Source organism: Pandoraea sputorum, assembly GCF_000814845.2.
GTDB lineage: Bacteria > Pseudomonadota > Gammaproteobacteria > Burkholderiales > Burkholderiaceae > Pandoraea > Pandoraea sputorum.
Window position 1 is genome coordinate 4,490,666 of the sequence record NZ_CP010431.2, and the last position, 26,582, is coordinate 4,517,247.

20 protein-coding genes and 2 pseudogenes are annotated in these 26,582 nt (G+C 63.3%); 15 read left to right on the forward strand and 7 right to left on the reverse strand.

All coding sequences use genetic code 11. The features are described 5' to 3' along the window. Positions 1-89: 89 nt before the first annotated feature. The 4 genes and pseudogenes from NA29_RS19710 to NA29_RS19725 all read left to right on the forward strand — a co-directional run. Positions 90-488: a YXWGXW repeat-containing protein gene (locus NA29_RS19710; RefSeq protein WP_039404061.1), complete on the forward strand. Its 399-nt coding sequence runs from the start codon at positions 90-92 to the stop codon at positions 486-488. Positions 489-713: 225 nt separating this feature from the next. After that, complete coding sequence (locus NA29_RS19715) at positions 714-1,496, forward strand: ABC transporter substrate-binding protein (RefSeq protein WP_371328944.1); 783 nt, start codon at positions 714-716, stop codon at positions 1,494-1,496. Further along, positions 1,493-2,215 carry an amino acid ABC transporter permease gene (locus NA29_RS19720; protein ID WP_039400774.1) on the forward strand — a complete coding sequence of 241 codons (723 nt, stop codon included), beginning with the start codon at positions 1,493-1,495 and terminating at the stop codon, positions 2,213-2,215. The genes NA29_RS19715 and NA29_RS19720 overlap by 4 nt, the downstream gene beginning before the upstream one ends. A 79-nt stretch (positions 2,216-2,294) precedes the next feature. Next, positions 2,295-2,931, forward strand: a pseudogene (locus NA29_RS19725) (amino acid ABC transporter permease); the annotation flags it as partial. 222 nt (positions 2,932-3,153) lie between these two features. On the opposite strand, the gene NA29_RS19730 reads toward NA29_RS19725, so the two are convergent. Further along, the gene (locus NA29_RS19730; protein ID WP_039400777.1) at positions 3,154-5,442 is read right to left on the reverse strand and encodes an NADP-dependent malic enzyme; all 2,289 of its coding nucleotides are present in this window, start codon (positions 5,440-5,442) and stop codon (positions 3,154-3,156) included. 216 nt (positions 5,443-5,658) lie between these two features. Between NA29_RS19730 and NA29_RS19735 the strand changes: the two genes are divergently transcribed. From NA29_RS19735 to NA29_RS19750, 4 genes are all read left to right on the forward strand, one after another. Next, the gene (locus NA29_RS19735; protein ID WP_039404064.1) at positions 5,659-6,621 is read left to right on the forward strand and encodes a LysR family transcriptional regulator; all 963 of its coding nucleotides are present in this window, start codon (positions 5,659-5,661) and stop codon (positions 6,619-6,621) included. Positions 6,622-6,745: 124 nt separating this feature from the next. Next, complete coding sequence (locus tag NA29_RS19740; RefSeq protein ID WP_052253080.1) at positions 6,746-8,062, forward strand: autotransporter strand-loop-strand O-heptosyltransferase; 1,317 nt, start codon at positions 6,746-6,748, stop codon at positions 8,060-8,062. A gap of 137 nt (positions 8,063-8,199) precedes the next feature. Further along, positions 8,200-8,739: a helix-turn-helix transcriptional regulator gene (locus NA29_RS19745; protein ID WP_039400780.1), complete on the forward strand. Its 540-nt coding sequence runs from the start codon at positions 8,200-8,202 to the stop codon at positions 8,737-8,739. Continuing rightward, positions 8,736-9,152 carry a VOC family protein gene (locus NA29_RS19750; RefSeq protein ID WP_039400783.1) on the forward strand — a complete coding sequence of 139 codons (417 nt, stop codon included), beginning with the start codon at positions 8,736-8,738 and terminating at the stop codon, positions 9,150-9,152. Before NA29_RS19745 ends, NA29_RS19750 begins: the two co-directional genes overlap by 4 nt. 75 nt (positions 9,153-9,227) lie before the next feature. Here the strand turns inward: NA29_RS19750 and NA29_RS19755 are convergent, their stop codons facing one another. Together NA29_RS19755 and NA29_RS19760 are read right to left on the reverse strand one after the other, a co-directional pair. Next, entirely contained in the window at positions 9,228-11,420 is a 2,193-nt protein-coding gene (locus NA29_RS19755; protein WP_039400786.1) for a putative bifunctional diguanylate cyclase/phosphodiesterase, read from the reverse strand. A gap of 455 nt (positions 11,421-11,875) precedes the next feature. Beyond that, a complete protein-coding gene (locus NA29_RS19760; protein WP_039400789.1) occupies positions 11,876-12,796 on the reverse strand; it encodes a LysR family transcriptional regulator in 921 nt (306 codons plus the stop codon). Positions 12,797-12,920: 124 nt separating this feature from the next. Between NA29_RS19760 and leuC the strand changes: the two genes are divergently transcribed. From leuC to NA29_RS19775, 3 genes are all read left to right on the forward strand, one after another. Next, positions 12,921-14,333, forward strand: a complete 1,413-nt coding sequence (leuC, locus tag NA29_RS19765; protein ID WP_039400792.1) for a 3-isopropylmalate dehydratase large subunit — start codon at positions 12,921-12,923, stop codon at positions 14,331-14,333. Next, positions 14,326-14,964: a 3-isopropylmalate dehydratase small subunit gene (leuD, locus tag NA29_RS19770; protein ID WP_039400795.1), complete on the forward strand. Its 639-nt coding sequence runs from the start codon at positions 14,326-14,328 to the stop codon at positions 14,962-14,964. Before leuC ends, leuD begins: the two co-directional genes overlap by 8 nt. An 81-nt stretch (positions 14,965-15,045) precedes the next feature. Continuing rightward, positions 15,046-16,368: a 2-hydroxycarboxylate transporter family protein gene (locus tag NA29_RS19775; RefSeq protein WP_039400796.1), complete on the forward strand. Its 1,323-nt coding sequence runs from the start codon at positions 15,046-15,048 to the stop codon at positions 16,366-16,368. A 60-nt stretch (positions 16,369-16,428) separates the two neighbouring features. Here the strand turns inward: NA29_RS19775 and NA29_RS19780 are convergent, their stop codons facing one another. Next, positions 16,429-17,445, reverse strand: coding sequence for a transporter (locus tag NA29_RS19780; RefSeq protein WP_039400798.1), 1,017 nt, complete (start codon positions 17,443-17,445; stop codon positions 16,429-16,431). Between the two features lie 319 nt (positions 17,446-17,764). On the opposite strand from NA29_RS19780, the gene ppk2 reads away from it, so the two are divergent. After that, positions 17,765-18,685 carry a polyphosphate kinase 2 gene (gene ppk2, locus NA29_RS19785; RefSeq protein WP_039400800.1) on the forward strand — a complete coding sequence of 307 codons (921 nt, stop codon included), beginning with the start codon at positions 17,765-17,767 and terminating at the stop codon, positions 18,683-18,685. On the opposite strand, the gene NA29_RS19790 is transcribed toward ppk2, so the two are convergent. The 3 genes and pseudogenes from NA29_RS19790 to NA29_RS19800 all read right to left on the reverse strand — a co-directional run bounded on the left by NA29_RS19790 (position 18,663) and on the right by NA29_RS19800 (position 21,105). Further along, complete coding sequence (locus tag NA29_RS19790) at positions 18,663-20,012, reverse strand: ATP-binding protein (RefSeq protein WP_224786960.1); 1,350 nt, start codon at positions 20,010-20,012, stop codon at positions 18,663-18,665. The genes ppk2 and NA29_RS19790 overlap by 23 nt on opposite strands. 125 nt (positions 20,013-20,137) lie before the next feature. Next, a pseudogene (locus NA29_RS19795) lies at positions 20,138-20,866 on the reverse strand (response regulator); the annotation flags it as partial. 17 nt (positions 20,867-20,883) lie between these two features. Next, positions 20,884-21,105 (reverse strand): hypothetical protein, encoded by a 222-nt coding sequence (locus NA29_RS19800; RefSeq protein WP_039400802.1) that lies wholly within the window; start codon positions 21,103-21,105, stop codon positions 20,884-20,886. A 672-nt stretch (positions 21,106-21,777) separates the two neighbouring features. Between NA29_RS19800 and macA the strand changes: the two genes are divergently transcribed. The 3 genes from macA (at position 21,778) to NA29_RS19815 (ending at position 26,578) form a co-directional block, all read left to right on the forward strand. Beyond that, entirely contained in the window at positions 21,778-22,944 is a 1,167-nt protein-coding gene (macA, locus tag NA29_RS19805) for a macrolide transporter subunit MacA (RefSeq protein ID WP_039400805.1), read from the forward strand. After that, on the forward strand, positions 22,941-25,007 hold the full coding sequence (locus NA29_RS19810; protein ID WP_039400807.1) for a MacB family efflux pump subunit: 2,067 nt from the start codon (positions 22,941-22,943) through the stop codon (positions 25,005-25,007). Before macA ends, NA29_RS19810 begins: the two co-directional genes overlap by 4 nt. A gap of 101 nt (positions 25,008-25,108) precedes the next feature. Further along, positions 25,109-26,578, forward strand: coding sequence for an efflux transporter outer membrane subunit (locus NA29_RS19815; RefSeq protein ID WP_072633337.1), 1,470 nt, complete (start codon positions 25,109-25,111; stop codon positions 26,576-26,578). The last annotated feature ends 4 nt before the right edge of the window (positions 26,579-26,582 follow it).

A 26,582-nucleotide genomic window follows, 5' to 3' on the forward strand; every position in this document is an offset into this window, starting at 1 on the left:
AACATTTTCTTACGACTATTAGCTTCGTAACCGACGCGCCCCCTCGTACGATGAAGGTGTACCAAGACATCGCTTGCAAGGGGGCGAAAATGAAAAAACTGACGTTGACCATCGCGCTCGTTACTGCCACGCTCGGCGGCTTTGCCGTAGCACCGGCTCACGCTCAGGTGGGCGTGTCCATTAGCATCGGCGCGCCGCCGCCGCCGCGTTATGAACCGGTCCCGCCGCCGCGTGCGGGTTACGTCTGGGCCCCGGGCTTCTGGGACTGGGACGGCCATCGTCACGACTGGCGCGCCGGTCACTGGGAACGTGCGCGCCCGGGGTATGCCTACCGTGCACCGGCCTGGCATCAGGGTCCGCGTGGCTGGGAGTTGAACCGTGGCGGATGGGATCATGGTGGCGGCCCGAACCGACATGACGATCGTGGCCACGGCGGTCATGGCGACCATGGCGATCACGACCACGACCATGACCGCTATCACGGGTAATCGTTTCTGATTCAAGACGTGGTATCGAAACGCCGGCGCTTATCAGCGCCGGCGTTTTGCTAAGGAAAATCGGTTGGTTGGGCACGAGCGCTCGCGCCGTTATCGTAGACATCCGCTCGCTGCTATCCGCAACGATCTACGAAAATCGGAGCCCAACAGGCCATGCAAAACAATATTCGCCAGCCACGCACACGTCTTGCCGTTTCCTCAATTGCTGCGGCAATCATGTCCATCGCAGCCCTCGTGCCGCTCGCCGCACACGCCGACAAGCTCGACGACATCAAGAAGGCGGGTGTGCTGCGCGTCGCGACCTTCGACAGCAATCCGCCGTTCGGCTACGTCGACGCGAAGTCGCACAAGATTGTCGGCCTCGATGTCGATTACGCGAAGGCACTGGCCGACAAGCTCGGCGTGAAGCTCGAACTGCAACCGACGAACCCTGCCAACCGAATTCCGTTCCTCACGTCCAAGAAGGTCGATCTCGTACTGGCCAACTTCACGATCACGGACGAGCGCGCCAAGCAAGTCGACTTCAGCATTCCCTATTTCTCCTCGGGCCAGCAGTTCCTCGCGAAGAAGGGCACGTTGTCGTCGCCGGATCAGTTGAGTGCGCTGCGCATCGGTGCAGACAAGGGCACGACGAACGAAATCACGCTTCGTGAGAAATTCCCGAAAGCGACCATCGTCGCGTTCGACGACACTCCGTTCGCTTTCGCAGCGCTGCGTACGGGCACCGTGCAAGCCATCACGCAGGACGGGCCGAAGCTCGTCGGCCTGCTCGCCAATGTGCCGGACAAGCAGAACTACGAGATTCCTGCCTTCACGATTTCGAACGACTACATGGGGGTGGGCGTACCCAAGGGTGAGGCGCGGCTGACGGCGTTCGTGAACGACACGCTGCGCGATCTGGAAAAGGACGGCACCGCCGCCAACATCTACGACCGCTGGTTCGGTCCGAAGTCGGCCCAGCCGTTGCCGCGTCTGTTCAAGATCGGCGACAAGGCGTGACGGACTGGCTCGCTCCCAAGTATCTCGACTGGCTGTTCACGGGCTTCGGCGTCACCGTCGCACTGGCTGTCGCGGCCAGCGCGACGGCGACGCTGCTCGGCTTCGCGCTGGCCGTGGCGCGCAACTCGCACAGCGCGTTGTTCGCCCGCCCTGCGACCGCGTACGTTGCGCTCATGCGCAACACGCCGCTGCTCGTCCAGCTCTTCTTCTGGTACTTCGGCGTCGCCGCGTTGCTGCCTGCGAGCGCCGTGCAATGGCTCTCGCAGGCGCATGTCTGGCATGTTGTGGTGTTCGACATTCGCTGGCCCACGCTGGAGACGCTCGCCGGTTTCATCGGCCTCACGCTTTACACAACGGCGTTCATCGGCGAAGAGATTCGCGCGGGCCTGCGAGGGGTGCCTGCCGGACAAACGCACGCGGGCGCTGCGCTAGGCCTGAGCCGCTTCGCGATCTTCCGTCATGTCGTGCTGCCGCAGGCGGTGCGCATCGCGATGCCACCATTGTTCGGGCAATACATGAACGTGGTGAAGAACTCTTCGCTGACGATGGCGATCGGCCTCGCGGAACTCTCATATGCCTCGCGTCAGGTCGAGACCGAAACGTTCAAGACGTTTCAGGCGTTCGGCATTGCCACGCTGCTTTATGTCGGCGCGATTGCACTGATCGAAGCCGTCAGCATGGCCACGACGCATCGTCACGCCGCGGCCCCTTCACGCTGAGTTAGCTGAGTTAGCTGAGTCAACTGAGTTAGCTGTCCCTACCGCACCCGACGCCAGCGCCCTCCCCTCTAACGTCCTCATGAATTTCTCCGCCGTCTTCGACAACCTGCCCTACCTGCTCTGGGGCGACTTTCCCGACGGCCCGCTCTCCGGCGCCGCGCTCACGCTGGTGCTCGCCACGGTGAGCGCAGTGGCGTCCGGCGTACTGGGTCTGGCAGGCGGCATCGCCCTCGCGATGCTCGGCGGCCCGGCGCGCTGGGTACTGACTTTCGTGATCGGCTTCTTTCGCGCCATTCCGGTGCTGATGCTGATCTTCTGGACGTACTTTCTGCTGCCGATCCTGTTCGGCGTCGACGTGCCGGGACTCGCCACGGTGGCGTGCGCGCTCGCGCTGATCGGCGGCGCATACCTCTCGCACACGGTCTACGCGGGGATTCGTGGTGTGGGCACGGCGCAATGGCAGGCGGGCATGTCGCTCGGCCTGACACGCGTGCAGACTTTGCGCCACGTCGTGCTGCCGCAGGCGCTGCGCATCATGACACCGTCGTTCGTCAATCAGTGGATATCGCTGGTGAAGGACACCTCGCTCGCGTACATCGTCGGCGTGGCGGAGTTGTCGTTCGTCGCCACACAGGTGAACAGCCGACTGATGGTCTACCCGGCGGAAGTGTTCGCGTTCGTCGCGCTGATCTACTTTGTGATGTGCACCGCGCTCGAATGGCTTTGCACGACGCTGCTCGGCAAACCTCTGCAACCGCAAGCCAGCGCTCCGGACGACGCAAAAGCAAAGCCCCGGCGGGGCTGGCAACGCATCGTATCGATACGGTTGCCGAACTCGCCGGGGCTTGCAAGATTCACTCGATGGCTAAGCCGTCTGGCACATCGCGACCGACGTCGCGCCCCGGAACAACTGCCGGAGCATCGACGCCGGGTGGACTTCAGTCGCGATTGGCCTGGATGACGGTCAGGGCCGTCATGTTGATGATGCGTCGCACGGTCGAGCTGGACGTCAGCACGTTGACCGGTGCGCCCACGCCCAACAGGAACGGTCCGACGGCGACGTTGCTGCCCGCGCCCGTCTTCAACAGGTTGTAGGCGATGTTGCCGGAGTCGACGTTCGGGCACACCAGCAGGTTGGCGGCACCCTTCAGACGCGAATGCGGCAGGATACGGCTGCGCAGACCTTCGTCGAGCGCGCAGTCGCCGTGCATTTCGCCGTCGATCTCCAGATCCGGCGCTTGCGCCGTCACCATCTCCAGCACACGGCGCATCTTCGTGCCCGACGCTGCACTGCCCGAGCCGAAGTTCGAGCGCGAGAGCAGCGCGACCTTCGGGTTGAGGTTCAGACGCGTCATCTGCTTGGCGGCCGCCAGCGTGAACTCGGTAATTTGCTCAGCCGTCGGATCGTCGTTCACGTGCGTGTCGACCAGTGCCACCGTGCGCTTGTCGAGCAGCAGGATATTCATCGCGGCGTAGGTGTTCGCGCCCGGCTGCTTGCCGATGACTTCATCGACGAAGCGCAGGTGGTCGTGATACGCACCGACCGTGCCGCAGATCATGCCGTCGGCGTCACCCAGACGCACCATCATCGCGCCGATCAGCGTGAGACGGCGACGCATCTCGACACGCGCCATTTCCTTGGTGATGCCGTCGCGGCAACGCAGTTCCCAGTAGCTGGTCCAGTACTGATGGAAGCGCTCGTCGTAGTACGGGTTGGTGACTTCGACGTCTTCGCCCAGACGCAGACGCAGACCGAACTTCTCGATGCGGGCGAGCAGCACTTCCGGACGACCGACCAGAATCGGGCGCGCCAGCTTCTCGTCAACGATCACCTGCACGGCACGCAGCACGCGCTCTTCTTCGCCTTCGGCGAACACGATGCGCGACTTGCCGCCATCACGCACGAGTTGCTTTGCGGCCGAGAAGATCGGCTTCATGAACGCGCCCGAGTGGTACACGAACTGCTGCAACTGGTCGGCGTAAGCGTCGAAGTCGGCGATCGGACGCGTGGCCACGCCGTCTTCCATCGCAGCGCGCGCCACTGCCGGGGCGATGCGCACGATCAGGCGCGAGTCGAAAGGCTTCGGAATCAGGTATTCCGGCCCGAACGACAGGTCGTATGCGCCATAAGCATTGGCGACGGAGTCGTTCAGTTCTTCCTGTGCCAGACCGGCAATTGCGTGCACGGCCGCGATTTCCATATTGCGCGTGATGGTGGTCGCACCCACGTCGAGCGCACCGCGGAAGATGTACGGGAAGCACAGCACGTTGTTGACCTGGTTCGGGAAGTCCGAACGGCCGGTGGCGAGCACCACGTCTTCACGGGCGGCGCGGGCGTCTTCCGGGAAGATTTCCGGGGTCGGGTTGGCCAGGGCCAGAATCAGCGGACGGGCTGCCATGTTCTTGAGCATTTCCGGCTTGAGCACGCCGCCGGCGGACAGACCGAGGAACACGTCGGCGCCGTCGATCACTTCGGCGAGCGTGCGCTTGTCGGTCTTCTGGGCAAAGCGCGCCTTGTCCGGGTCCATGCCGACCGTGCGGCCTTCGAACACCACACCGTCGATATCCGTCGCCCAGATGTTCTCGAGGGGCAGGCCGAGGTCGATCATGAGGTCCAGACAGGCGAGAGCCGCCGCCCCCGCGCCCGAGGTCACGACCTTCACTTCGCGGATGTCCTTACCCACGACCTTCAGGCCGTTGATGAACGCGGCGCTCACGGTGATGGCGGTGCCGTGCTGGTCGTCGTGGAAGACCGGAATCTTCATGCGCTCGCGCAGCTTGCGCTCGACCGTGAAGCACTCCGGCGCCTTGATGTCTTCAAGGTTGATGCCGCCGAACGTGGCTTCGAGGCTGGCGATGATGTCGACCAGCTTGTCGGGGTCGCTCTCGGTCACTTCGATGTCGAACACATCGATGCCAGCGAATTTCTTGAAGAGAACGGCCTTGCCTTCCATGACGGGCTTGGAGGCGAGCGCGCCGATGTTGCCCAGACCCAGCACGGCGGAGCCGTTGGTGATCACGCCGACGAGATTGCCACGGCCGGTGTACTTGAACGAAGCCGACGGGTCAGCCGCGATTTCCTGACACGGGATAGCGACGCCCGGGGTGTAGGCGAGCGCCAGATCGCGCTGGGTGACGAGCGGCTTGCTGGCCGTCACGGAGATCTTGCCCGGGGTCGGGAACTGGTGATACTCCAGGGCGGCCTGGTGATCGTTGCTGTTGCTCATGGCAATGTCGTCCTCGTAGGTTCTCTGAACTTGTGTCTCGCTCTGTTTTGCGCGGCGAACCGTTCTGGTGACGGCTGTCGACCCTGACGCATAGAGGTGAGGCCATTCTAGGGAGCCGCCAGCGGGGGGCGATTCTGAATTACTATGGGGGCATCATGTTTTCGATATAAGCCCCGAGCATCGGGGGTTTCAGGGGATTCAGGACAGATGGTGGCGATGCCTTTCGATACCGGGGAAGTGGTCCGGCGGCTGACGACCCGGCTCAAGATGCGTCATCTCGTGCTGTTGTTGCAGATTCAGCAGCACGGCTCGCTCACGCGCGTGGCCGAGCATATGGCGACGAGCCAGCCAGCCGTGACCAGCGCGCTGGCCGAGCTGGAAAGCATGCTGGGCGGCCCGCTATTCGACCGCACCCCGCGTGGCATGACGCCGACACCGCTTGGCGACGTGGTGCTGGCCCGCGCGCAGGCGATGGTCCACGATCTCGATCACCTGACCCGCGATATCGAAGCCGTCATGGCCGGGCATGCTGCCCGCCTTCAGGTCGGTGTGATCCCGTATATCTCCGGCAAGACCCTCTCCGCCGCCATCCAGCAGACGCTGGCCCAGATTCCCCAACGCCTGACCGTCACGTTGCATGAAGGCACGAGCGAATCGCTGATGGCGCAATTGCGCGATCACACGCTGGACGTGGTGATCGCCCGCGCGGCGGCGAACGTCGACGTCACGCAGGTGCAGTTCGAAGTCCTGCACCACCAGGCCCCGCGCGTGGTGGCGAGCCGTCGTCTGGCCGCCCGACTGGGGCGCGGTGCCCCGGTGTGGGCGCAACTGGCAGAACTCGACTGGGTGATGGGCGCACCGAATACGCCGATGCGCGACCAGCTCTCCGACCTCTTCCTGCATGCCGGGGTGGTGCCGCCGGTGCCGGTGGTGGAGAGTTTTTCGTCCCGGTTGACGGGCGAATTGCTGGCCAGCAGCGAGCGCGCGGTGTCGCTGCTACCGGCGGATATCGCCGAGGAACTGGTACGCATCGCGGGCGTGGCCATCGTGCCGTGGTCGCTCACGTGGACACTGCCGCCGGTGGCCATGTTCACCCGCCGCGAGAACCCTCGCGAGACGCACCGACTCTTTACGCAGGCGCTGCGCGCGCAGTATCAGTTGGTGGCTGGAACGTCCTGAGCCGGCACCGGAAAGGCGCTGAAAGTCCCTTTGCCGTCAAAACCGGCGAATTTCGGGAAATGAGGCCTTTTCAGCTCGTTTCCCGCACGATTGCCCGATTTGTGTCCGTCGTATCGTGTGGCCCATGAACGACGCCGTCTCCCTCCCCCCTCAGAACACCACGACATCGGACGCCCCTGCATCGGCCGGGACGCCGCCTGTCACGCCACCTGTCACGCCGCCCATCACGCCATTCGTCGCATCTCCGCACCAGATCTTTCTGGCTCCGGCGTTGCTACCTACGCAGGTCGGCCCTGCCGGGCTGCGCTTCGACTTCAACGACGGCGCGCGCGTGGTCATCCCCGACTTCGGTCAACCGCTGCCTTGGCGCGTGCGCATCAGCGATTTGCGCGACGAGAGCACGCTCACGGAAGTCTCGCTGTCGTCAGGCGTGGTGCGCAGCCCGGCGAAGTACTACGTGCCGTATGGCATCACGATCTGGCTGAACGACGTGGTGGTCTTCGAGCATCGCTTCGACCTCCGCGATCAGGACGTGCTGATCCAGATTCCGCTGGCGGCCCTGGGCGATGTGCTGGGATGGATACCGTACGCCCTGCGCTTCAAGGACGTGCATGGCTGCCGTCTGGCGTGCGTGGTCACGCCAGCGGTGGCCGCGCTGTTCCGCGACGCGCATCCCGACGTCGAATTCGTTGAACAGGAGAAGGTGGAGCGACGCAAGTACTACGCGACGTACAACATCGGCCTGTTCTTCGACGATAAGGAATTCGTCCAGCAACCACGCGACTTTCGCGAGACGGGACTGCACCGTACGGCTGCGCACATTCTCGGCGTCGACGAGACGGAAGCACGGGCGAAGACGGCGTTGCCGGATGTGTCTCGTCCGATGGCCGAGCCTTATGTGTGTATCGCCGTGCAGAGTACGGCGCAGTGTAAATACTGGAACCACCCCGGGGGATGGGACGCCGTCGTGGCAGGCTTGCGCGAGCGCGGCTTCCAGGTGGTCTGTGTCGATCAGAAGCCGCGCTACGGCAAAAACGATTTCTGGCAGTCGATCCCCGTAGGGGCCATCGATGCGACGGGTGACCTGCCGCTGACCGAACGCGCGCGCTGGCTGACGCATGCGAGCGCCTTCATCGGCTTGTCGAGCGGCCTGTCGTGGCTGGCATGGACGATGGACACACCGACGGTCCTGATCTCAGGCTTCACCTTGCCGCACAACGAGTTCGCGACCCCGTACCGCGTGATCAACCCCGACGTCTGCACCGGCTGCTGGCACGACCCCGCCATCCGCTACAACCACGACGACTTCCACTTCTGCCCGCGCCACAAGGGCACGGAACGCGCGTTCGAATGCACTACGTCGATTACGCCGGAAGCGGTGTTGTCGGCGGTGGATCGGGTACCGGGGATGCGTCGAACACCGGACGCCTCGTGTTCGTGAAATCGAGCCTTGGCTGCACAAAGATCGATTTCACGAACATGTGCGGAGTGAACCTACGCTCACGTTAGCGGCCGCTCGGACGGCATGACGCGTGTTGGGCCTAAACTACCCACACCTTCCCTGCGCCGTCAGCCCTCATGCCCGCTAAAGCACGCAGCCGCGTCATCGCTACGCCTACCGAGCCGCCTGCGGCCGCCCCCGTGCAATCGCCTGCGCTGCTGCGCCGCTTGCTGCGCGCCAAAGACCGCATGGACGCCGCCTCGCACGAGGCATGGCCCGTCAAGCGGCTAGCGGACGTCAGCGGCACGTCCGAAGCGCACTTCTCCCGTTCGTTCAAACAGGCTTTCGGACTCCCCCCGCATCGCTATCTGCTGACCCGGCGCATCGAACAGGCCAGCACCCTCCTGCGTGACACCGACTTCAGCGTTACGGAAATCGCTTTCGCAACCGGCTGGGAGAGCATCGGCACCTTCGGACGGATCTTTCGCGACATCACAGGGCAGAGTCCCGGCGAATTTCGCGAGCAGGCCCGGGTCAACGGCACGCCGTTCGATCAGGTACCAGGCTGCGTCCTGAAGGCCGCCCAACGTCCCGATCTCAATATCGCAGTTTTGGAGAAGCGCCGCCGGATGGCCAACGGTAAAGTCCCTCCATCAACCAACGAGGAGGTCTTATGAACGAAGGAATTGGCGTGGTGGGGCTGTATGTCGACGATCAGGACGAAGCACTGGCGTTCTATGTCGACAAGCTCGGTTTTCGCGTGCACACCGATGTGCGCAACGGCCCGTACCGTTGGCTGACGGTGCAGCATCCCGATCAGCCCGCGTTCCAGCTCGGCCTGTTCGCACCCGGCGCACCGATTCACGACGACGCCACCGCGCAAACGCTACGTGCCATGGTCGCCAAGGGCGCCATGCCGCCACTCGTGCTCTACGTGGCCGATTGCCGCGCGCACTACGCGCGCCTGAAGGAGAAAGGCGTGGAATTCACGCAGGAGCCGGTGGATCGCTACGGCAGCGTCGACGCCGGTTTCCGGGATCCGGCAGGCAACGGCTGGAAGATGATTCAGCCGCCGAAAGAAGCGAAGTAAGGAAGTCACGCAAGCCCAGTGAAATGGATGCGCCGCTATACCCGTCGGGGTAAGCGGCGCATCGCTACGTCGCACTCACGCTTGATTCAACTGCCGTCCCACGTCGAACATCTCACCGAATTCGACGGCAGGCATGGGCATGCCGAACAGGTATCCCTGCCCCTCGTCGCAGCCGAGGCGACGCAGGTTGTCGCGCTGCTGCTCCGTCTCCACACCCTCGGCGATCGTGCGTAGATCGAAGCTGCGCGTCATGTCCACCAGTGCACGCACCACGGACGCATCGCGCTCCGACTCCATCATCCCCTGGACGAACGACCGATCGATCTTGATACGACTTAACGGATAGCGTCGCAGCATGCTGATCGACGCGTAGCCGGTGCCGAAGTCGTCGAAGGCGATACTCACACCGTACGCATGCAAACGCTGCAACGCTTCGAGCACGACGTCGTCATCCAGCACGATGCTCTCCGTCACCTCAAGCTCAAGCGCCTGCGGCGGCAGCCCGTGCCGGCTAAGCACCGCGACCACCTCGTCGAAGATGCTGCCGATGCGAAATTGCAGTCCGAACAAGTTGACGCCGATCCGGAAACACGGCGCCCCATTGCGTCGCCAATACGCGGCCTGTGCGCACGCCTCGTCAAGCACCCACGCACCCACCGACGCCGCCAGCGGCCCGCGTTCGAGCGCCGGTAGAAACGCGGCGGGCGACAGCAGTCCACGTTGCGGATGCCGCCAGCGAATCAGCGCCTCGGCCCCCGTCAGCGAGCCATCGGCGAAATCCACCTGCGGTTGATAGAAGAGCACGAACTCGCCGTCGTTCACCGCACGATGCAGCTCGATGTTGTAGACGCGCCGCGCCGCCGCTTCGATGCGCAGCGCGTCGACGAAAACGAACGTTTGCCCGGCCCCATGCTGTTTCGCCCGCGACAGCGCCAGATCGGCGTTGCTGATCAGACTCAACGCCTCCTCCGCCTGCTGCGGAACGACAGCAATGCCGCAGCAAGCGCTCACGCGCACATCGAACCCGCCGATCACCATCGGTTCGGCAATCGCCAACAGCGCCGCATCGGCGCGGCGACGGGCCTCCACCGCATCCGTCACGCCCCAAAGCAGCAATGCGAGTTCGTCCGCGCCGATGCGCGCCACCGTGTCGACCGTGCGCACGAGACGCGTCAAACGTCGCGCCACTTCACACAGAATGCCGTCGCCGACCGCATGGCCCAGCGTATCGTTGATGTCCTTGAACCCATCGAGATCGAATATCGCGACGGCTGCGCCGCGCAGACAGACCGACGCCACCTCCGCGTCGCGATAGAAGCTCGCGCGATTCGCGATGCCCGTCAGCACGTCGGTGTTCGCGAGCCGCCGCAACACGTCCCCGCCCTCACGCAGCGTGCTGAGGTCATGCAGGTGCGCGTTGAACGTCTGCACATCGTTCTCGACCCAGCAGAATAGCGAGAGACTCATCGGAAACTCGCGACCGTCGCGACGCAGGCCATAGACCTCCGAGGGCATCGTCATACCATCGACCGAGCCAGCGCTCACCGCCTGTGTGATCTGATCGCGAAGCGCCGAGCGGCTACGCCCGGCGAGCAGCGTCTCCAGCGAACGCCCCGGGCCGTCGGCCATCGCGTAGCCGAACATCGTCAATGCCGCATGGTTCCAGTCGAGGATCTCGCCGAAGGCGTCGAAGCGGATCATCGCCGTGGGCGAATAGCGCTCCGGCTCGGCAAAGGTGCGCCGTTCGCGTTCGATGAACAGCTCCACGCGACGTAATTCCAGCCGGTCGGACGCCATGCGTCCCAGCTCGCGCAAGCGCTCACGATCCACTTCGGAGAATGTGTGATTCGGCTTGTTGTCGATGACGCACAGCGCACCGAGTGCGTGACCGTCCACCGACACAAGCGGCACGCCCGCGTAAAAGCGCACTTGTGCGTTGCCCGTCACGAGCGGGTTGTCGTGAAAACGCTCGTCTGCCGTGGCGTCGGGCACCACCATCACACCGTCGCCATTGATCGCGTGCGCGCAGAAAGATGCGTCGCGGCTCATGTCGACATCGGTATTGGTGCAGGAAAAGCCCGTGGCCGCCGCGAAAAATACGTGATCGTTGCCCACCATGTTGACGGCCGCGACCGGCACGCCAAACATGTGCGCGGCAATATGCACAACGGCATCGAGGCTCGGAAGCGGACGTTCACTGCCCAGGCCGTACTCCGCCAGTGCAGCTAGCCTCTGCGTTTCCATGGGCAATACAGCGGGACACTTCATCGTCGGTCTCCTCGCCTGAAAGCGGCTTGATGGACAACTTCGGATGCCGTGGTGAGGACGCGCGAAACACGGGCACTCCCCCGTGTCATTACGCGTCATTTAAACCGGCGATTGATGCGCGCAACGCCATGCACCCCGTGATGACTTCGCAGGTTTGCGCGCAACCGCCCGGATATTCGACGCCCGATTCAGCGGATTATAAGGGGAAGACCGGAATTCATGCCTCCGAATTGTTCGTTATGCAAACCTTATTTCAATTCGAACCGAGTACCCGTTCGTTAACATCTGAGGCGCCGTGCCCAATGGCGGCAAGCGCCGCCGCCGCGCGCACAAAGCCTCTTCGTCACATATTCACACGACTGTTTGGAATTTATATTTGAACATTGAAATTGCATGCAAATCGCAATGCACGACGCACACGATTTTCGCAATCGATATCAGCGAATACATTTAATTCATTGGGCGGTTTCGCCGACATCCCTATTCAATTCACGCGCCAGATAGCGCTCCATAAACTCGACAAATAGCCGTACCTTGGCCGAGAGATTGAGCCGCTCCGGATAGATCGCGTAGATATCGGCGGCCGGTAATGCCCAGTCGCTTAGCAATTGCGTCAGTGCATTCGAAGCCAATGCGGATTGCACATCCCATTCCGATCTCACGAGTACGCCATGGCCGTCGAGCGCCCAGCGCAGTGTCGCTTCGCCGTCGTTGCTGCTCATCGCCCCGTGCACTTTCACCAGTTCGTGACGTTTGCCCTTGGTGAAATGCCATGTCCCGTACGCCGTATCGTTCTCGCGCAGCACGATGCACAGGTGATTGCGCAGATCGTCGGGCACCTTCGGCACACCGTGGCGCGCGAGGTATTTGGGGGAAGCACACACCAACCGCCGGTTCGCCGCGATGCGGCGTCCTACGACGCGCTGGTCGGGTAGTTCGCCGAAGCGAATGCCGACGTCGAACGCGAACTCGGCCAGATTCATCGGGCGATCCGTCAGATCGAGCTGCACTTCGACCTCGGGGTACTGCTCGCGAAATTCGGATAGCGCAGGCACGACATGGCGGCGTCCGAAGCCGAATGTCGCATTCACCTTCAGCAGACCGCGCGGCAGATCGCGGCTGCTCGACACCATGCGCTCCAGCTCCTGCACCTGTTCGATGATCTTCGAGCCGGTACCGAGATACAGCTCCCCCTCGTGCGTCATCGCCAGACGCCGGGTGGTGCGGTTCAGCAGCTTGACGCCGAGTCGTCGCTCCAGTTGGCTTAGCCGTGCGCTGATCGCAGGCGGTGTCACGCCAAGATCACGCGCTAGCGCCGACAGGCTGCCCAACGTCACCAGACGGGCGAAGAATTCCAGATCGGCGATGGCGTCCATTATTAAATTTAACTTAAAAATAGGTTAAGCGAATATGCATTTTGCGATTCTATGAACGAATTAGACTGCACGCAAGGTTGCGAGACAGAGCAAAACGACGACCGCCCCCTTCGTGGAGTACCTCATGGGACAAACGCTTTACCAAAAGATCGTGCGAAGCCACACGGCCTTCGACGTCGATGCGCAGCACGTCGCGCTCTATGCCGACCTGCACATCATGAACGAGTACACGAGCCCGCAAGCGTTCGCGGGACTGGCTGAGAAAGGCCTGCCGGTGCGCTGCCCGCAGAAGCAGATGGGGATCGTGGATCACGTCATTCCCACGCACCCGGTGCCGGTCGACAAACGCACCATCGTGATCGACGCCGCCGCCCATCAGGCCGCCAACTTCACCCGCAACTGCCACAAGCACGGCATTCATCTGTTCGACGTGACGGACCCGGAGCAAGGCATCGAACACGTGGTGGCCCCGGAACTGGGGCTGATTCGTCCCGGCATGGTGGTACTTTGCGGCGACAGCCACACGACCACCTACGGCGCACTCGGCGCGCTGGGGTTCGGTATCGGCACATCGGAAGTCGAGCACGTGCTGGCGACGCAAACGCTCATTTACCGCGTGGCACGCGACATGCGAATCCACGTCGACGGCGCGCTGGCGAGCGGCACCACGTCGAAAGACCTCGTGCTGTACATCATTGCCCGTATCGGTGCGCAAGGCGCGCGCGGCTTCGTCGTCGAGTACACGGGCGCGGCCATCGAGGCGCTGTCCGCCGAAGCTCGCATGACGTTGTGCAACATGACCGTCGAAGCGGGCGCGCGCGGTGCGCTCATCGCGCCAGACACCACCACGCTGCAATACGTCGGCGACCACATTCGCGATCTGTCCGGCGACGCGCTGGAAGAGGCCAAGCACCGCTGGCTCGCGCTGCGCTCCGACGAGGATGCGACGTTCGACGTCACGCACCGCTTCGATGCCACCGACGTCGCGCCCTTCGTGACGTGGGGCACGAGCCCCGATCAGGCGATTGCGATCAACGCGCGGATTCCCTCGTTGTCGGAAGACGAGGGGGAGCGGCACAACGCATTGAAGGCGCTGGGCTACATGGGGCTCGACGCCGGTCAGTCGCTCGACGGTCTGCCCATCGATCACGTTTTCATCGGGTCCTGCACCAACGCGCGTATCGAAGACCTGCGCGCGATTGCGGAGATCGTACGGGGTCACAAGATGGCCGACGGCGTGCGTGCCATGGTCGTGCCGGGTTCGGGTCGCGTACGCGATCAGGCCGAGCGTGAAGGCATTGCGGATGCACTGAAAGACGCCGGTTTCGAATGGCGTCAGCCGGGCTGCTCGATGTGCCTCGCCATGAACGACGACATTCTCAAGCCCGCTCAGCGATGCGCGTCGACCACCAACCGCAATTTCGAGGGACGTCAGGGGCGTGGCGCACGCACGCACCTGATGAGCCCCGCCATGGCCGCCGCCGCCGCCATCGCTGGCCGCATCGTCGATATTCGCAAGGAGACCGCTCATGGCTGAGCATACGATCGTGACCGGCACAGCCGCACCGCTGCCGCTGAACAATCTGGATACGGACCAGATCATGCCCAAGCAATTTCTGCTCGGCATCGACAAGTCCGGCCTCGCGCGCGGTGTGCTGTACGACCTGCGCACGAATGCCGACGGCACGCCCAACGACGCGTTCGTTCTGAACCGTCCCGCCTATCGCGACGCCCGCATTCTGGTGGCCGGGGCCAACTTCGGTTGCGGGTCGAGCCGTGAGCACGCGGTGTGGGGTTTGCAGCAATCGGGGATTGAAGCGGTCATCGCACCGAGCTTCGGCGAGATCTTCTACTTCAACGCGCAGAACAACCGTCTGCTATTGATCGTGCTCACCCCGGAGGACATCGCAAAGCTGACCGAGACAGTAAGCGATCCCGCGCAGAACGCGCTGACCATCGACGTCGAGCGCCAGTGCGTGGTGACGGCAAACGGAGACGCATTCGCGTTCGATCTGCCGGCGCGTCAGAAGCGCATGTTCGTGGAAGGTCTCGACATGATCCGCATGACGCTCAAGGACGGCGATGCCATCGGCGCATTCGAAGCCCGCCATCGCATCGATTTCCCCTGGATGCAAATCGATCTGCCCAGACAACAACGTACCGCCTGAGTGACAAGAGGCGCACGGCATTGAGTCAGTGCCGCGAGCGCCCTCACTCGCAACAGGTATTCCACCCTTTCAGGAGACACCATGAAAAGCCAGGCCGCTCAGGCGAGCGCGACGCCGCTCGCCACCCCCTCTCTGATGTCGAAATTCACCATCGGCGGCGCACCGCTGCCGATGTTCGTCGCCATTGCCGTCATCACTGGCCTTGCGGCTGTCACCGGACGCCTGCCTGCCGACATGATCGGCGGCTTCGCGGTGCTGATGATCGCAGGCATGTTGCTCGGCGAGATCGGCGGCGCGATTCCGGTCTTCAAGCACATCGGCGGCCCTGCGATCCTCTGCCTGTTCGTACCGGCCGCCTTGCTCGGCAACGGGCTGATGGACGACGCGATCCTCAAGGCCATCACCGTCACGATGAAGACGGCCAATCTGCAATATCTCTATATCGCGTGTCTGGTCGCGGGCAGCATGCTCGGCATGAATCGAAAGATCCTGATTCAGGGCTTTCTGAAGATGTTCGTGCCGCTGCTGATCGGCACGCTCGCGGCCATTGCCGCCGGATGTCTCGCAGGATTGCTGTTCGGCTTCAGCCCGCGTCACACGTTCTTCTTCATCGTGATGCCGATTCTCGGCGGCGGTATCGGCGAGGGCATTCTGCCGTTGTCGATCGGCTATTCGGAGATTACGGGCGAGGCGCAGGGGCATCTGATTGCGACGATGGTCCCCGCCGCGCTCATCGGCAACGTCGTGGCGATTCTTTCGGCGGGGCTGCTCAAGCGCTTCGGCGAGAAGCGTCCGCATTACAACGGCAACGGCATGCTGGTGCGCAGTGGCGAAGATCGCGCACTGCTCGAAGGGCAGAACGTAGAACACGCGCTGGATCTGCGTTTGATGGGACACGGTTTGCTGCTGGCCTGCACGCTGTTCATTCTTGGTGCATTGCTTGCGCCTGTGACCGGCATTCCGGGGCCGGTGCTGATGATCGTCGCAGCGGCGGTGCTGAAGGTCTCGCGCCTGATTCCGGAAAGCATGGAGACCGGTGCGTATCAGATGTACAAGTTCATGTCGACGAATCTGACGTTCGCGATTCTGGTCGGACTCGGGACGTTGTTCGTGTCGTGGGACAAACTCGTCGGCGCGTTTTCGACGGCCTACTTCGTGATCTGCGCGTCGACGGTGATCGCGATGGTCGTCTCCGGATTCTTCGTCGGCATGTGGCTGAAGATGTTCCCGGTCGAGTCTGCCATCGTCACCGCCTGTCATAGCGGTCTTGGCGGCACGGGCGACGTGGCAATTCTGTCGTCATCGAATCGCATGGGACTGATGCCGTTCGCGCAGATTTCAACGCGTATCGGCGGTGCCGGGATGGTGGTGATCGCAACGCTGCTGATGAAGTTCTGGCATTGATGCGACAGCGCAATTAGTCCCCGAAGTCCCCCATCCCCTCGGGCAGCGGCGGTCCGGACCTCAGTCCGGCCGCCGCCGGAACGCCCACCAGCCTGCGGCCGCAGTGCCTGTCGCCACAATAAACACGAGCACCCAGAAGCCATGCGGATGATCCGAGAGCGGAATGCCGCCGACGTTCATCCCGAAAAAGCCCGCCACGATGTTGATGGGCAACGCGAGTACGGTCACGACCGTCAGCGTGTAAATGGTGCGGTCGGTGCGCTCGCTGACCATCGCCGCAATTTCTTCCTGAAGCAACTTGATGCGCTCCAGCAACGCCGACAGGTCGTTCAGGACGACGGCGAATTCTTCGGTTGCCTGGCGGAATTCCTGAACGTCGTCGGCATGGCCCCATATCGGCGGGCGACTTAGCAGACGAAAAAGCGCCGCCGGCTCCGGGGCGAGCAGACGTTGCAGACGAACGAGCACCCGGCGCAATGACCCGAGGTCGGCTCGGTTGCTCTCGATGCGCTGCTGCAACAGGCGATCTTCGACGGTGTCCACGCGGCGGCTCGTCTCGCGTACGATGCGCTCAAGTACGTCCGCCTGATCGCGCAGCAGGTGCACGAGTAAAGCGAGCGGCGAGCGGAAGGCGTCGCCACGTTTGACGGATGCGCGCAGCTTGTCGATGGAGCGCAGCGGTTTTACGCGTCCGGTCACGAGCAGGCGGGCGTTGGCCGCCACACGCAGCGTCGAGATCTCGGACTGCGCGATGTCGAACGCGAAAATCACGTCGTTGATGACGGCCAGCAGCCAATCGTCGGAATGTTCGATGCGCGTGGAGCGCGACCCTTCGCTCAGGCTCTCGTAGAACTCTTCGGGCAGGTGCATCTGCTGCTTGAGCCACTTCTCGCACGCGGCGTGCGCGAAATTGAAATGCAGCCAGAGGAAGCCGTCGGCGTGCTCGCCTTTTGCCAGCCACGCCAATGCCTCGGTCGAATCGACCGGTTGCGGGGGCGCGCCGTCAGTGAAACGATAGCCGTAGATCAGACCCGCCTGATCGCAGCCATATGCGTTGTGAGCTAATTCGGCGAACATGCGCGCGGTATCTGTGACGAGGCGTGGGGGACGGACGTGAACCGCCCCGTAGCACGGTGGGACTTGCCATCATGACAATGTCATATTTCATTTTTGTGACAATTTCGGCGTGCTCGCGAATCCCAGGCAATACGGTGGCGGCACCGCCGGGCGGGGCACGCGAGGGAACTACGTCACACGGTATTCGTCAACGCCATGTTGGTGTCATAAAATCGTCGCATACTGAAACGCATCATCGGGCGCGCATTTTGTCCGTCCGCCGTCACCCGGGGCAGTACGGGGTGCCTTTTGTGTTTGCTGGCCGTAAGAGATCGTCGCCATGACTAAATTCGATTCCGACGCCGACCACGACGCAATGCTTGCGCGTCGTCTCCAAGATGACCTGATCGACAGCTACGACGAAGAGATCGAGATGGAAATCGACGATCTGCGTCTGCCCGGTCTGAACGATCTCAGCGCCGAGGCGCGCGACGACCGTCTTCACTATTTCCGCGAACTGTTCCGCCTTCAGGGCGAGCTGGTGAAGTTGCAGGACTGGGTCATCCGCAGCCGTCACCGTCTTGTGGTGATCTTCGAAGGCCGCGACGCCGCCGGCAAGGGCGGCGCGATCAAGCGCATCACGCAGCGCCTGAATCCTCGCGTGTGCCGTGTGGCCGCACTACCCGCGCCTAACGACCGCGAACGCACCCAGTGGTACTTCCAGCGCTATGTCCAGCATCTGCCTGCGGCTGGCGAGATCGTGCTGTTCGACCGAAGCTGGTACAACCGCGCCGGAGTCGAGCATGTGATGGGCTTTTGCACGGAGAACGAGTACGAGGAGTTCTTCCGCTCGGTGCCGGAGTTCGAAAAAATGCTGGTGCGCAGCGGCATCCAGATCGTCAAATACTGGTTCTCGATTTCGGACGAAGAGCAGGAAGCGCGCTTTATGGCCCGCATTCAGGATCCGCTCAAGCAGTGGAAGTTGAGCCCGATGGATCTGGAGAGCCGCACGCGTTGGGAGAAGTACACGGTCGCAAAGGAAGTCATGCTCGAGCGCACGCACATTCCGGAAGCGCCGTGGTGGGTAGTGCAGGCCGACGACAAGAAGCGCGCGCGTCTGAACTGCATTCACCACCTGCTCAACCAGGTGCCGTATCACGACGTGGAGCGCTCGCAGGTGGTGTTGCCCGAGCGTGCCCGCAGCGAAAGCTACATGCGCCACCCGGTGCCGCCGGAGATCATAGTGCCGGAGATTTATTGAACATCGGCAGTTTGAGCGTCACACGCAATCCCCCGCCGGGCGATCGGTCGAGACGCACCGCACCGCCCAGCCCTTCCACGAGCCGTACGACGAGCGACAGCCCGAGTCCGCAGTGGCCTTCGCCACCCCGCGAGGCATCGAGTCGAACGAACGGACGCATCGCGAGCGCCACCTGATCGTCCGGGATGCCTTTGCCGCAGTCACTGACTTCGATGTATCCCATCGCCTCGTCGCGCCATGTCGCCAGACGCACGGTTGGCTCACCGTGCTCAAGCGCATTGTCGACGAGGTTCGACATCACGCGATTGAGCAGCGTGCGCGGCAGCATGAATTCAGGCCCTGCGCGCAAGTTGCTGACGAATAGCGAAGCATCGTCGACGGCTTCGGCGGTTCGATCGATGGGGCCCGTGACAGCGCCGGAAACAGCGCCGGAAGCGGACGATTCTTCGTCTGCCGGAAATTGTTCGCGTAGGAACGCGTCGACGCCGATCAACGGGCTGGTGTCCGCTTCGTCTCTCGCATAGGCGAGAAATTGCTGAACGATGTGGTCGATGGACGCGATATCGCGCACGAAGCCATCGCGTGAAGTCTCACTATCGATGAGATCGGCGCGCAGGCGCAAACGCGTGAGCGGCGACTTGAGATCGTGCGCGATGCCCGCGAGCATGATGGCCTGATTGTCTTCGGCTTCGGCAAGCCGCTTGGCCATCTCGTTGAACGCGTGGGTCAGGTCACGCAGCTCGTGCGGTCCTTGCTCGGGCAACAATGCGGGACGCCGTCCGCGGGCGATCACCCGGGCGGCATGCGCAAGCCGGGCGATGGGTCGTTGCATCTGCCATGCCACGAGCAGCGCGAGCAGCACGGCACCGATAAGAATACCGACGGTCTCGCGCACGAACGGCGGCATCGGCGGAAGATCGAGTTCGATGACGATCCACTCGTCGCGCTGCGGCAACAGCACCCAGATATTGCTGCGTTTGCGATCGTTGACGATATGGAGTTGGGTGTCTGGCGGCAGACGCGAGAGCAGTTCGTGACGAAGACGCGTGCCGCGCTCGTCGTCGACTTCGTGGGTGAATGTCGGCGTTTGCGCCACAGGAACGCGACGCACGGCATGCGGTGGCGCGAGGCTGCCGGGGTCGACAGCCCGCTGATCGACGCTTTGAATGGCCACCAGCAAGCCTCGGGCGAAACCGTCGACTTGCTGGCGCGGGCGCTGGTAGAACACCAGCGCGCTCCACACGAGATGCATCACCAACAGGACGGCAATGCCCAGCCATGCCATGCGCGCGAACAGCGAGTCGCGCAGCAACCAACGCAAATTCACGCAGCGGACTCCCGCCAGCCGCGCACGGTGCGCTTGCCTGCCGACGCCGTGGTAGCGAGCGACATACCGTCGTCGCCGACACTGCCGATATCACCGGCGTCGCCCATGCCATCGGCGCGCTCACGGGCCTCAGACGTCGCGCCCTCGGTCAGCTCACCGCCCGGCACGAACACATAACCTTTGCCGCGAATGGTCTGGATATAGCGCGGCTCCGACGGGTCGGTTTCGATGAGTCTGCGCAGACGCCACACCGGCACGTCGAGGCTACGGTCGCGGAAGGCGATACCGTCGCCATACAGCATGGCGTGCAGTTTGACGCGCGGCAGCACCTGCATGGGATGCTGAGTGAATGCCTTGAGCATGGCGAATTCGGTATCGCGCAGCGGCAGGCGCTCGCCCTCGCGCTGAAGGGTGCGCAGCGTGTAATCGAGCTCGAACGGGCCGAATCGGTACGGTGCACGAGCGTCCGGCGCGCTGGCCGCGACCGGACCACGGCGGCGCAGCACCGCGTGGATACGCGCCAGCAACTCGCGCGGATCGAACGGCTTGGCAAGATAATCGTCGGCGCCCAGCTCAAGGCCCAGGGCACGATCGAGCGGGCCGCCACGCGCCGACAACATGATGACGGGGATATCCTCGCCCGCCGCACGCAAGTCCTGCAATGCCCGCAGGCCGTCGCGCTCCGGCATCATGATGTCGAGCAAAATGACGGACGGTCGTTCGAGCTCCAACCGGCGCAGCAACGACGCGCCGTTGTGAAGTACCGAGACCTGCATGCCATTGGCGTGCAGCAATTCGCGCAATAGGTCGCGAACGACGGGATCGTCATCGACCAGAAGAACATGCAGACTCATGAATATTTCTCGGTAAATTAAGTTGCGCGCGGTGCCGTCGCGTTTTGCGACAGTTTCACTGCATCGTCTTGCGTGACGGACACGGGCTCCGGCGTACTGGAGAGCGCCCGCAGCGCATTGGCATATCGATCTGCTCCCGACGCCGCACGATGTGTGCCGACCGTCGAAGCCGCCCCTTGTCCCGGCAAGCGCCAGGCACGATGCACCGCCGCATCCGGCGAACCAATGGCAATGGCCATGCTTTGTACCCCTCCTTGACGAGATACACCGCAGTTTGCGCGCCCGTCCAGTGAAGCGTTGACCGAAGCATCCAACAGAATGGCGTCCAATCCTTATTTCAGAAAGGATTGGTAAGGCAGGCTGAGACCATTTCACGGCCCCACGGCGACACCCAAGGCCAAATAATCAAAATTTCGCCGACGTTGAGCGAATTAAGGCGAAATTATAGCGAATTTAGCGATCCCTCGTCGCAGCGCTTGCCTTACACGATGCTCCTCGGATCGACGCCGTACGCCGACGACGATCCGCAATCTTCACACTGTGCAGACCTTCCGTCGCCCCACCGTCAGCCCGTTCGAAATCCCTCTCGCCCTTACGGAATAAGGCGTTCACGCCCTTACTCACACCAAAACCACAACCCGCAGCGCCCCTTTCCGGCTCTCCACATTTCCCCTTCCCGCCGCCCCTACCACCTCCTCCCCTCGTAACGGACCGCCCCTCCTTTGCGCCGCTCGTCCTCCCGATCATTTGTTTCTTTTTGTCTCCATTGATCGCGTCTCTTTGTTTTTTCTTTCTCGTTATCTCTGTTCACAAAGTCCCAACAACTTAAAACAGTTTGTCCCCCCACCTTTGTTTAGCATCCCCTCACGTTCGCCCCACCCAGCGACGGCTTTCGCCATTTCTTTCCATCAATGACGCGCCTCCTTTCTCGCTTCTCTTCTTTTCGCTTTACCCGACGTCGCAAGATCGGCGGCGCCGTCGTCGTCCTGTTCGCAACCCTCGTCGCATGGCAATGGCCCCGGCCCACGCCGCCCGCCTATCTTTTCGCTAAGGTCACCCGCGCCGATCTCGAAGACGCCGTCCTCGCCACCGGCGTCCTTCAACCCATTAAGCAAGTCGAAGTCGGCTCGCAAGCCAACGGACAACTTCGGTCGCTCAAGGTAGTGCTCGGCGATGCCGTCTCGAAGGGGCAACTGCTCGCTGAAATCGATCCGACGTCCAGCGATAACGACCTGCGCGAAGCCAACGCCGGACTCACCACACTCGCTGCCGACCGACGCGCTAAAACCATTCGCCACGCCCAAGCCGCTCGCGAACTCGCCCGTCAACAACAACTCGCCCACGACGACGCCACTTCGCCCCGTGACCTCGAAAAGGCCCGCACGGAAGCCGATGCCCTCTCGGCCGAACTCGCCTCCCTGGACTCCCAGATCAGTCAGCAAAAGGTGAAGGTCGATAAGGCACGCACGAATTTGTCCTATACGCGTATTACCGCGCCCATTAGCGGCACGGTCACCGCCATCACCACCCAGGAAGGCCAGACGGTCACCGCCATCTATCAAATCCCGACGATCCTGAAGGTCGCCGACCTCTCGATGATGACGATTCGCGCGCAGGTTTCCGAAGCCGACGTCGTGCGCATCCGTGCAGGTCAACCCGTCTACTTCACGATCCTCGGCGCCCCCGAACAGCGCTACGAAGGCAAGCTCCGCGTCATTCAACCCTCGCCCGAGAAGATCAATAACGCCATCTTCTTTAACGCCCTCTTCGATGTGCCCAATCCGGCGGGTGTCCTCCGTCCCGATATGACCGCGCAAGTGTCGATCGTGCGTGCGCGTATCGCGAATGCGCTGACGTTTCCTTCCGTCGCCCTCGGCGAGAAGCGCACCGACGGCCGTTATCGCGTCCGTGTGCTCGACGCCAAGGGCGTCGCCCACCCACGCTGGGTGAAGGTCGGACTCGACAACCGCCTGAGCGCGCAGGCCCTCGACGGACTCGCCGAAGGGGATCGTGTCGTGACGGCCGACCCCACCGACGCGCCGCCGTCCGGTAGCAACGACGCAGGAACCCTCCTGTGACGAACGCCTCCACCCCGCTCCTGCGACTCTCCGGCATCTCGCGCTCTTTCGGCGAGGGTGACGGCGCCGTCACGGTCCTGCGTGAGGTCGAACTTGTCATCGAGCGCGGCGAGATGGTCGCGATCATGGGCCCCTCCGGCTCCGGTAAGTCGACACTCATGAACGTGCTCGGCTGCCTCGACCGGGCCACCCGCGGACGCTACGAAATCGACGGGCACGATGTCGCTTCACTCTCGGACGACGCGCTCGCACAGCTGCGCCGCGAGTACTTCGGCTTCATCTTCCAGCGCTATCACCTGATGGGCCATCTCTCGGCCCAGGGCAACGTGGAAGTGCCCGCCGTCTACGCCAGCATTGCGCGCTCGCAACGATCGATGCGCTCCGCCGCGCTGCTCGAACGCCTCGGACTCGGCAAGCACCTCTCGCACCGGCCTTCGCAAATGTCCGGCGGCCAACAACAACGCGTCAGTATTGCCCGCGCGCTCATGAACGGCGGCGACATCATCCTCGCCGACGAACCGACCGGCGCACTCGACAGTCACAGCGGGCTGGAAGTGATGCACATCCTGCGCGAACTCCACGCGCGCGGGCACACGATCATCCTCGTCACGCACGATCCGAACGTCGCCGCATGGGCGCAACGCGTGATTGAAATCGCCGACGGACGCATCAAGTGCGATCGCCTGAACGACACACCCCATGCGGTCGAAACTTCGGTGCCGGGCGAGACGCGCAGCGTGGCGTCCGGTCTCGGAAGATCGACGGACTCGTCGACGGACTCGTCGACAGATTCGTCGACGGATTCGCGGGTCGCCGATGCGCCGGAAATGTCGCGCGGCAATTCGCTGACTCGCTGGATGAGTGGCTGGCCGACATTTGCGGAAAGCCTGTCGATGGCATGGCACGCGCTTGCCTCGCACCGCCTGCGCACTGGTCTCACGATGCTCGGCATCATCATCGGCATCACGTCGGTGGTCTCACTGTCGGCCATCGGCGAAGGGACGAAGCGGCGCGTGCTCAACGATATCGGCAACATCGCCCCGAATACGATCACGGTGCTGCGCGGCAAGGACTTCAACGACGACAAGGCCGCAGAGATTCGTACGCTCCTGCCCCGCGACGCCGATCTGCTCGCCGCCCAGCCCTACACGGACAGCGTGACGGCACAAGTCGGCCCGCGCACGGCCCGCATGCGCTTCGGTCGCATCGACACGGACGCGCAAGTGCACGGCGAGGGTGCCGACTTCATGCGTGCCAACGGTCTGAAACTCGCCCGTGGACGCAGCTTCGACGCCAGTGAAGTGGAACGTCAGGCACAAGTTGCCCTGCTCGGTGAAAACACGCTGCGCAAGCTCTTGCCGAACGGCGGTGACCCCATCGGTCAAATCGTGCTCGCGGGTTCGCTCCCGCTGCGCGTGATCGGCGTTGTGCGCGATCGCTCGTCGATGTTCGTCAGCCGCTCGCTCAATGTCTACGTCCCCTGGACAACCGTCGCGAGCCGACTCGCCGGTCAACAACATCTGGAATCGATCACAGTCCGCATTCTCGACGGCCACCCGCCCGCCGCCGCCGAAGCCGGGATCATTCGCCTGCTCACGCGCGCCCACGGCAAGAAGGATTTCTTCACGTTCAACATGGACACGATCGTGAAGTCCATCTCACGCACGAGCCAGATGCTCACGTTGCTGCTCTCGTTCGTCGCCCTCATCTCGCTCGTGGTCGGTGGCATCGGCGTGATGAACATCATGCTGGTCTCGGTGACGGAGCGCACGCGAGAGATCGGCATCCGTCGCGCGATCGGCGCACGCCGACAGGACATCCTCCGGCAGTTCCTCATCGAAGCGGTTCTCGTCTGCCTGATGGGCGGCGCGGTCGGCGTGGTGCTGTCTTACGCCATCGGCTGGCTGGTTGCGACGTTCGTGCCGCAGGTCTCGGTGGTCTTTTCGACGAATACGTTTGCCGCAGCCGTGGCTTGCGCCTGCGCCATCGGCATGCTCAGTGGCTGGCTCCCGGCGCGCAGTGCCGCACGTCTCGATCCGGTGGATGCCCTGGCCCGTGAATGATTGCCCCCGCCGTCCCGCTGCATCCCCCCTCAGGCTCGGGATGGCTTTTATACCCCGCGCGCGATTCGGTGTCGCGCGCGGGGGTCTTTTTGACAGATTCGATGAATTGCCTTTCAGGATTTTTCCGGCCACGCCCGGGCATCGCGCCGTCGCTGGTGGCGCTCGCCGTTTGCATGATGTTCAGCGCTTGCAGCCTGACCCGCACAGACTATGAACGCCCGACGTTGCACGTCCCGTCGCAATACCGCACGCCCATCGACGGCGCTCAGCCAGGTGCAGCACAAGGGGAAAGCACACGCCCGGCAGACGACGCCGAGATTTCACCTTGGTGGCGCGCGTTTCGCGAACCGCAGCTCGACTCGCTCATCGCTCAGGCGCTCGCCGCCAACCCCGCACTCGCCCTCAAAGCCCTGCAAGCGGATCGCGACGCGCTCCAGGCCGGACTGACGCACGCCAATCGCTGGCCACAATTTTCCGCCAGCATCACCGGCTCGAAGGCGCGCGCGCTCGACGGCGGACAAGCCGCGCAGCGCATGAACGGACAGACACAGACGACCTCCGGCGCAAGCGTCGGCATCAGCTACGAGGTCGATCTCTGGAACAAGCTCGCCGCGCAACGCGACGCCGCCAACTGGCAGGCCGCCGCCAGTGCATGGGACCGCCGCGCCGCCGCCCTCTCGCTCTCGAGCCAGGTCGCCTCGCTCTACTGGCGCGTCGCTTATCTGAACGAGAATGTGCGCAGCGCGACGGAAGACCTCGCCGCAGCCGAGCGTGCCGTTGCTCTGGTCGCGGCGCGTCGGCGCGCCGGATCAGTGTCGGCCCTTGACCCCGTGCAGGCACAGCAAGATCGCGACGCCGTCGCAGGCGCACTCGCTGAATGGGAACGGTTGCGCGATGCCGCCCGGCACTCACTGGCGAACGCGCTGGGACGTCCTGCGCAGACACGCTTCACTGAGCGCGATTCACTCGTCGTCGCGCAGTTGCCCGAGGTCGCGCCCGGTCTGCCTGCATCGCTTCTCGCACAGCGCCCGGACCTCGCGGCCGCCGAGACGCGTGTTCGCGCGCGTCTGGCAGATGTGGACGCCGCGCGTCTGTCGTTCTATCCATCGCTCACGCTCACCGGCACCGCGCAAACCACCAGCGAGTCGCTCTCGCGTCTGCTCGCGAATCCGGTCGGCACCCTCGCCGCTTCGATCGCGATGCCGTTCGTTCAGGTGCAAACGGCACGCTTTACGACAGCACTCGCGCGCAATGACTACGAGCAATCGGTTGCGACGTTTCGCAACACGTTACTCACCGCGCTGACGGAAGTCGAAGATGCCCTCTCGGCGCGCGAGCGAACGTCGTCGCAGTACGCGTCGCTCGCCAGCGCCGCTGCCCTGGCGCAACGAGCGGCCGAACTCTCGGAAGCACGCTATCGCGCAGGCGACATCGACCTGCAATCGTGGCTCGACGCTCAACGCCTCGCACGCCAGGCCCGCCGCAACGCCGCGCAGTCCCGCCTCGCGCAGATCGACGCAACACTCTCGCTCGTCAAAGCGCTTGGTGGGACGTTGGGCAACGATGGTTAGGTGA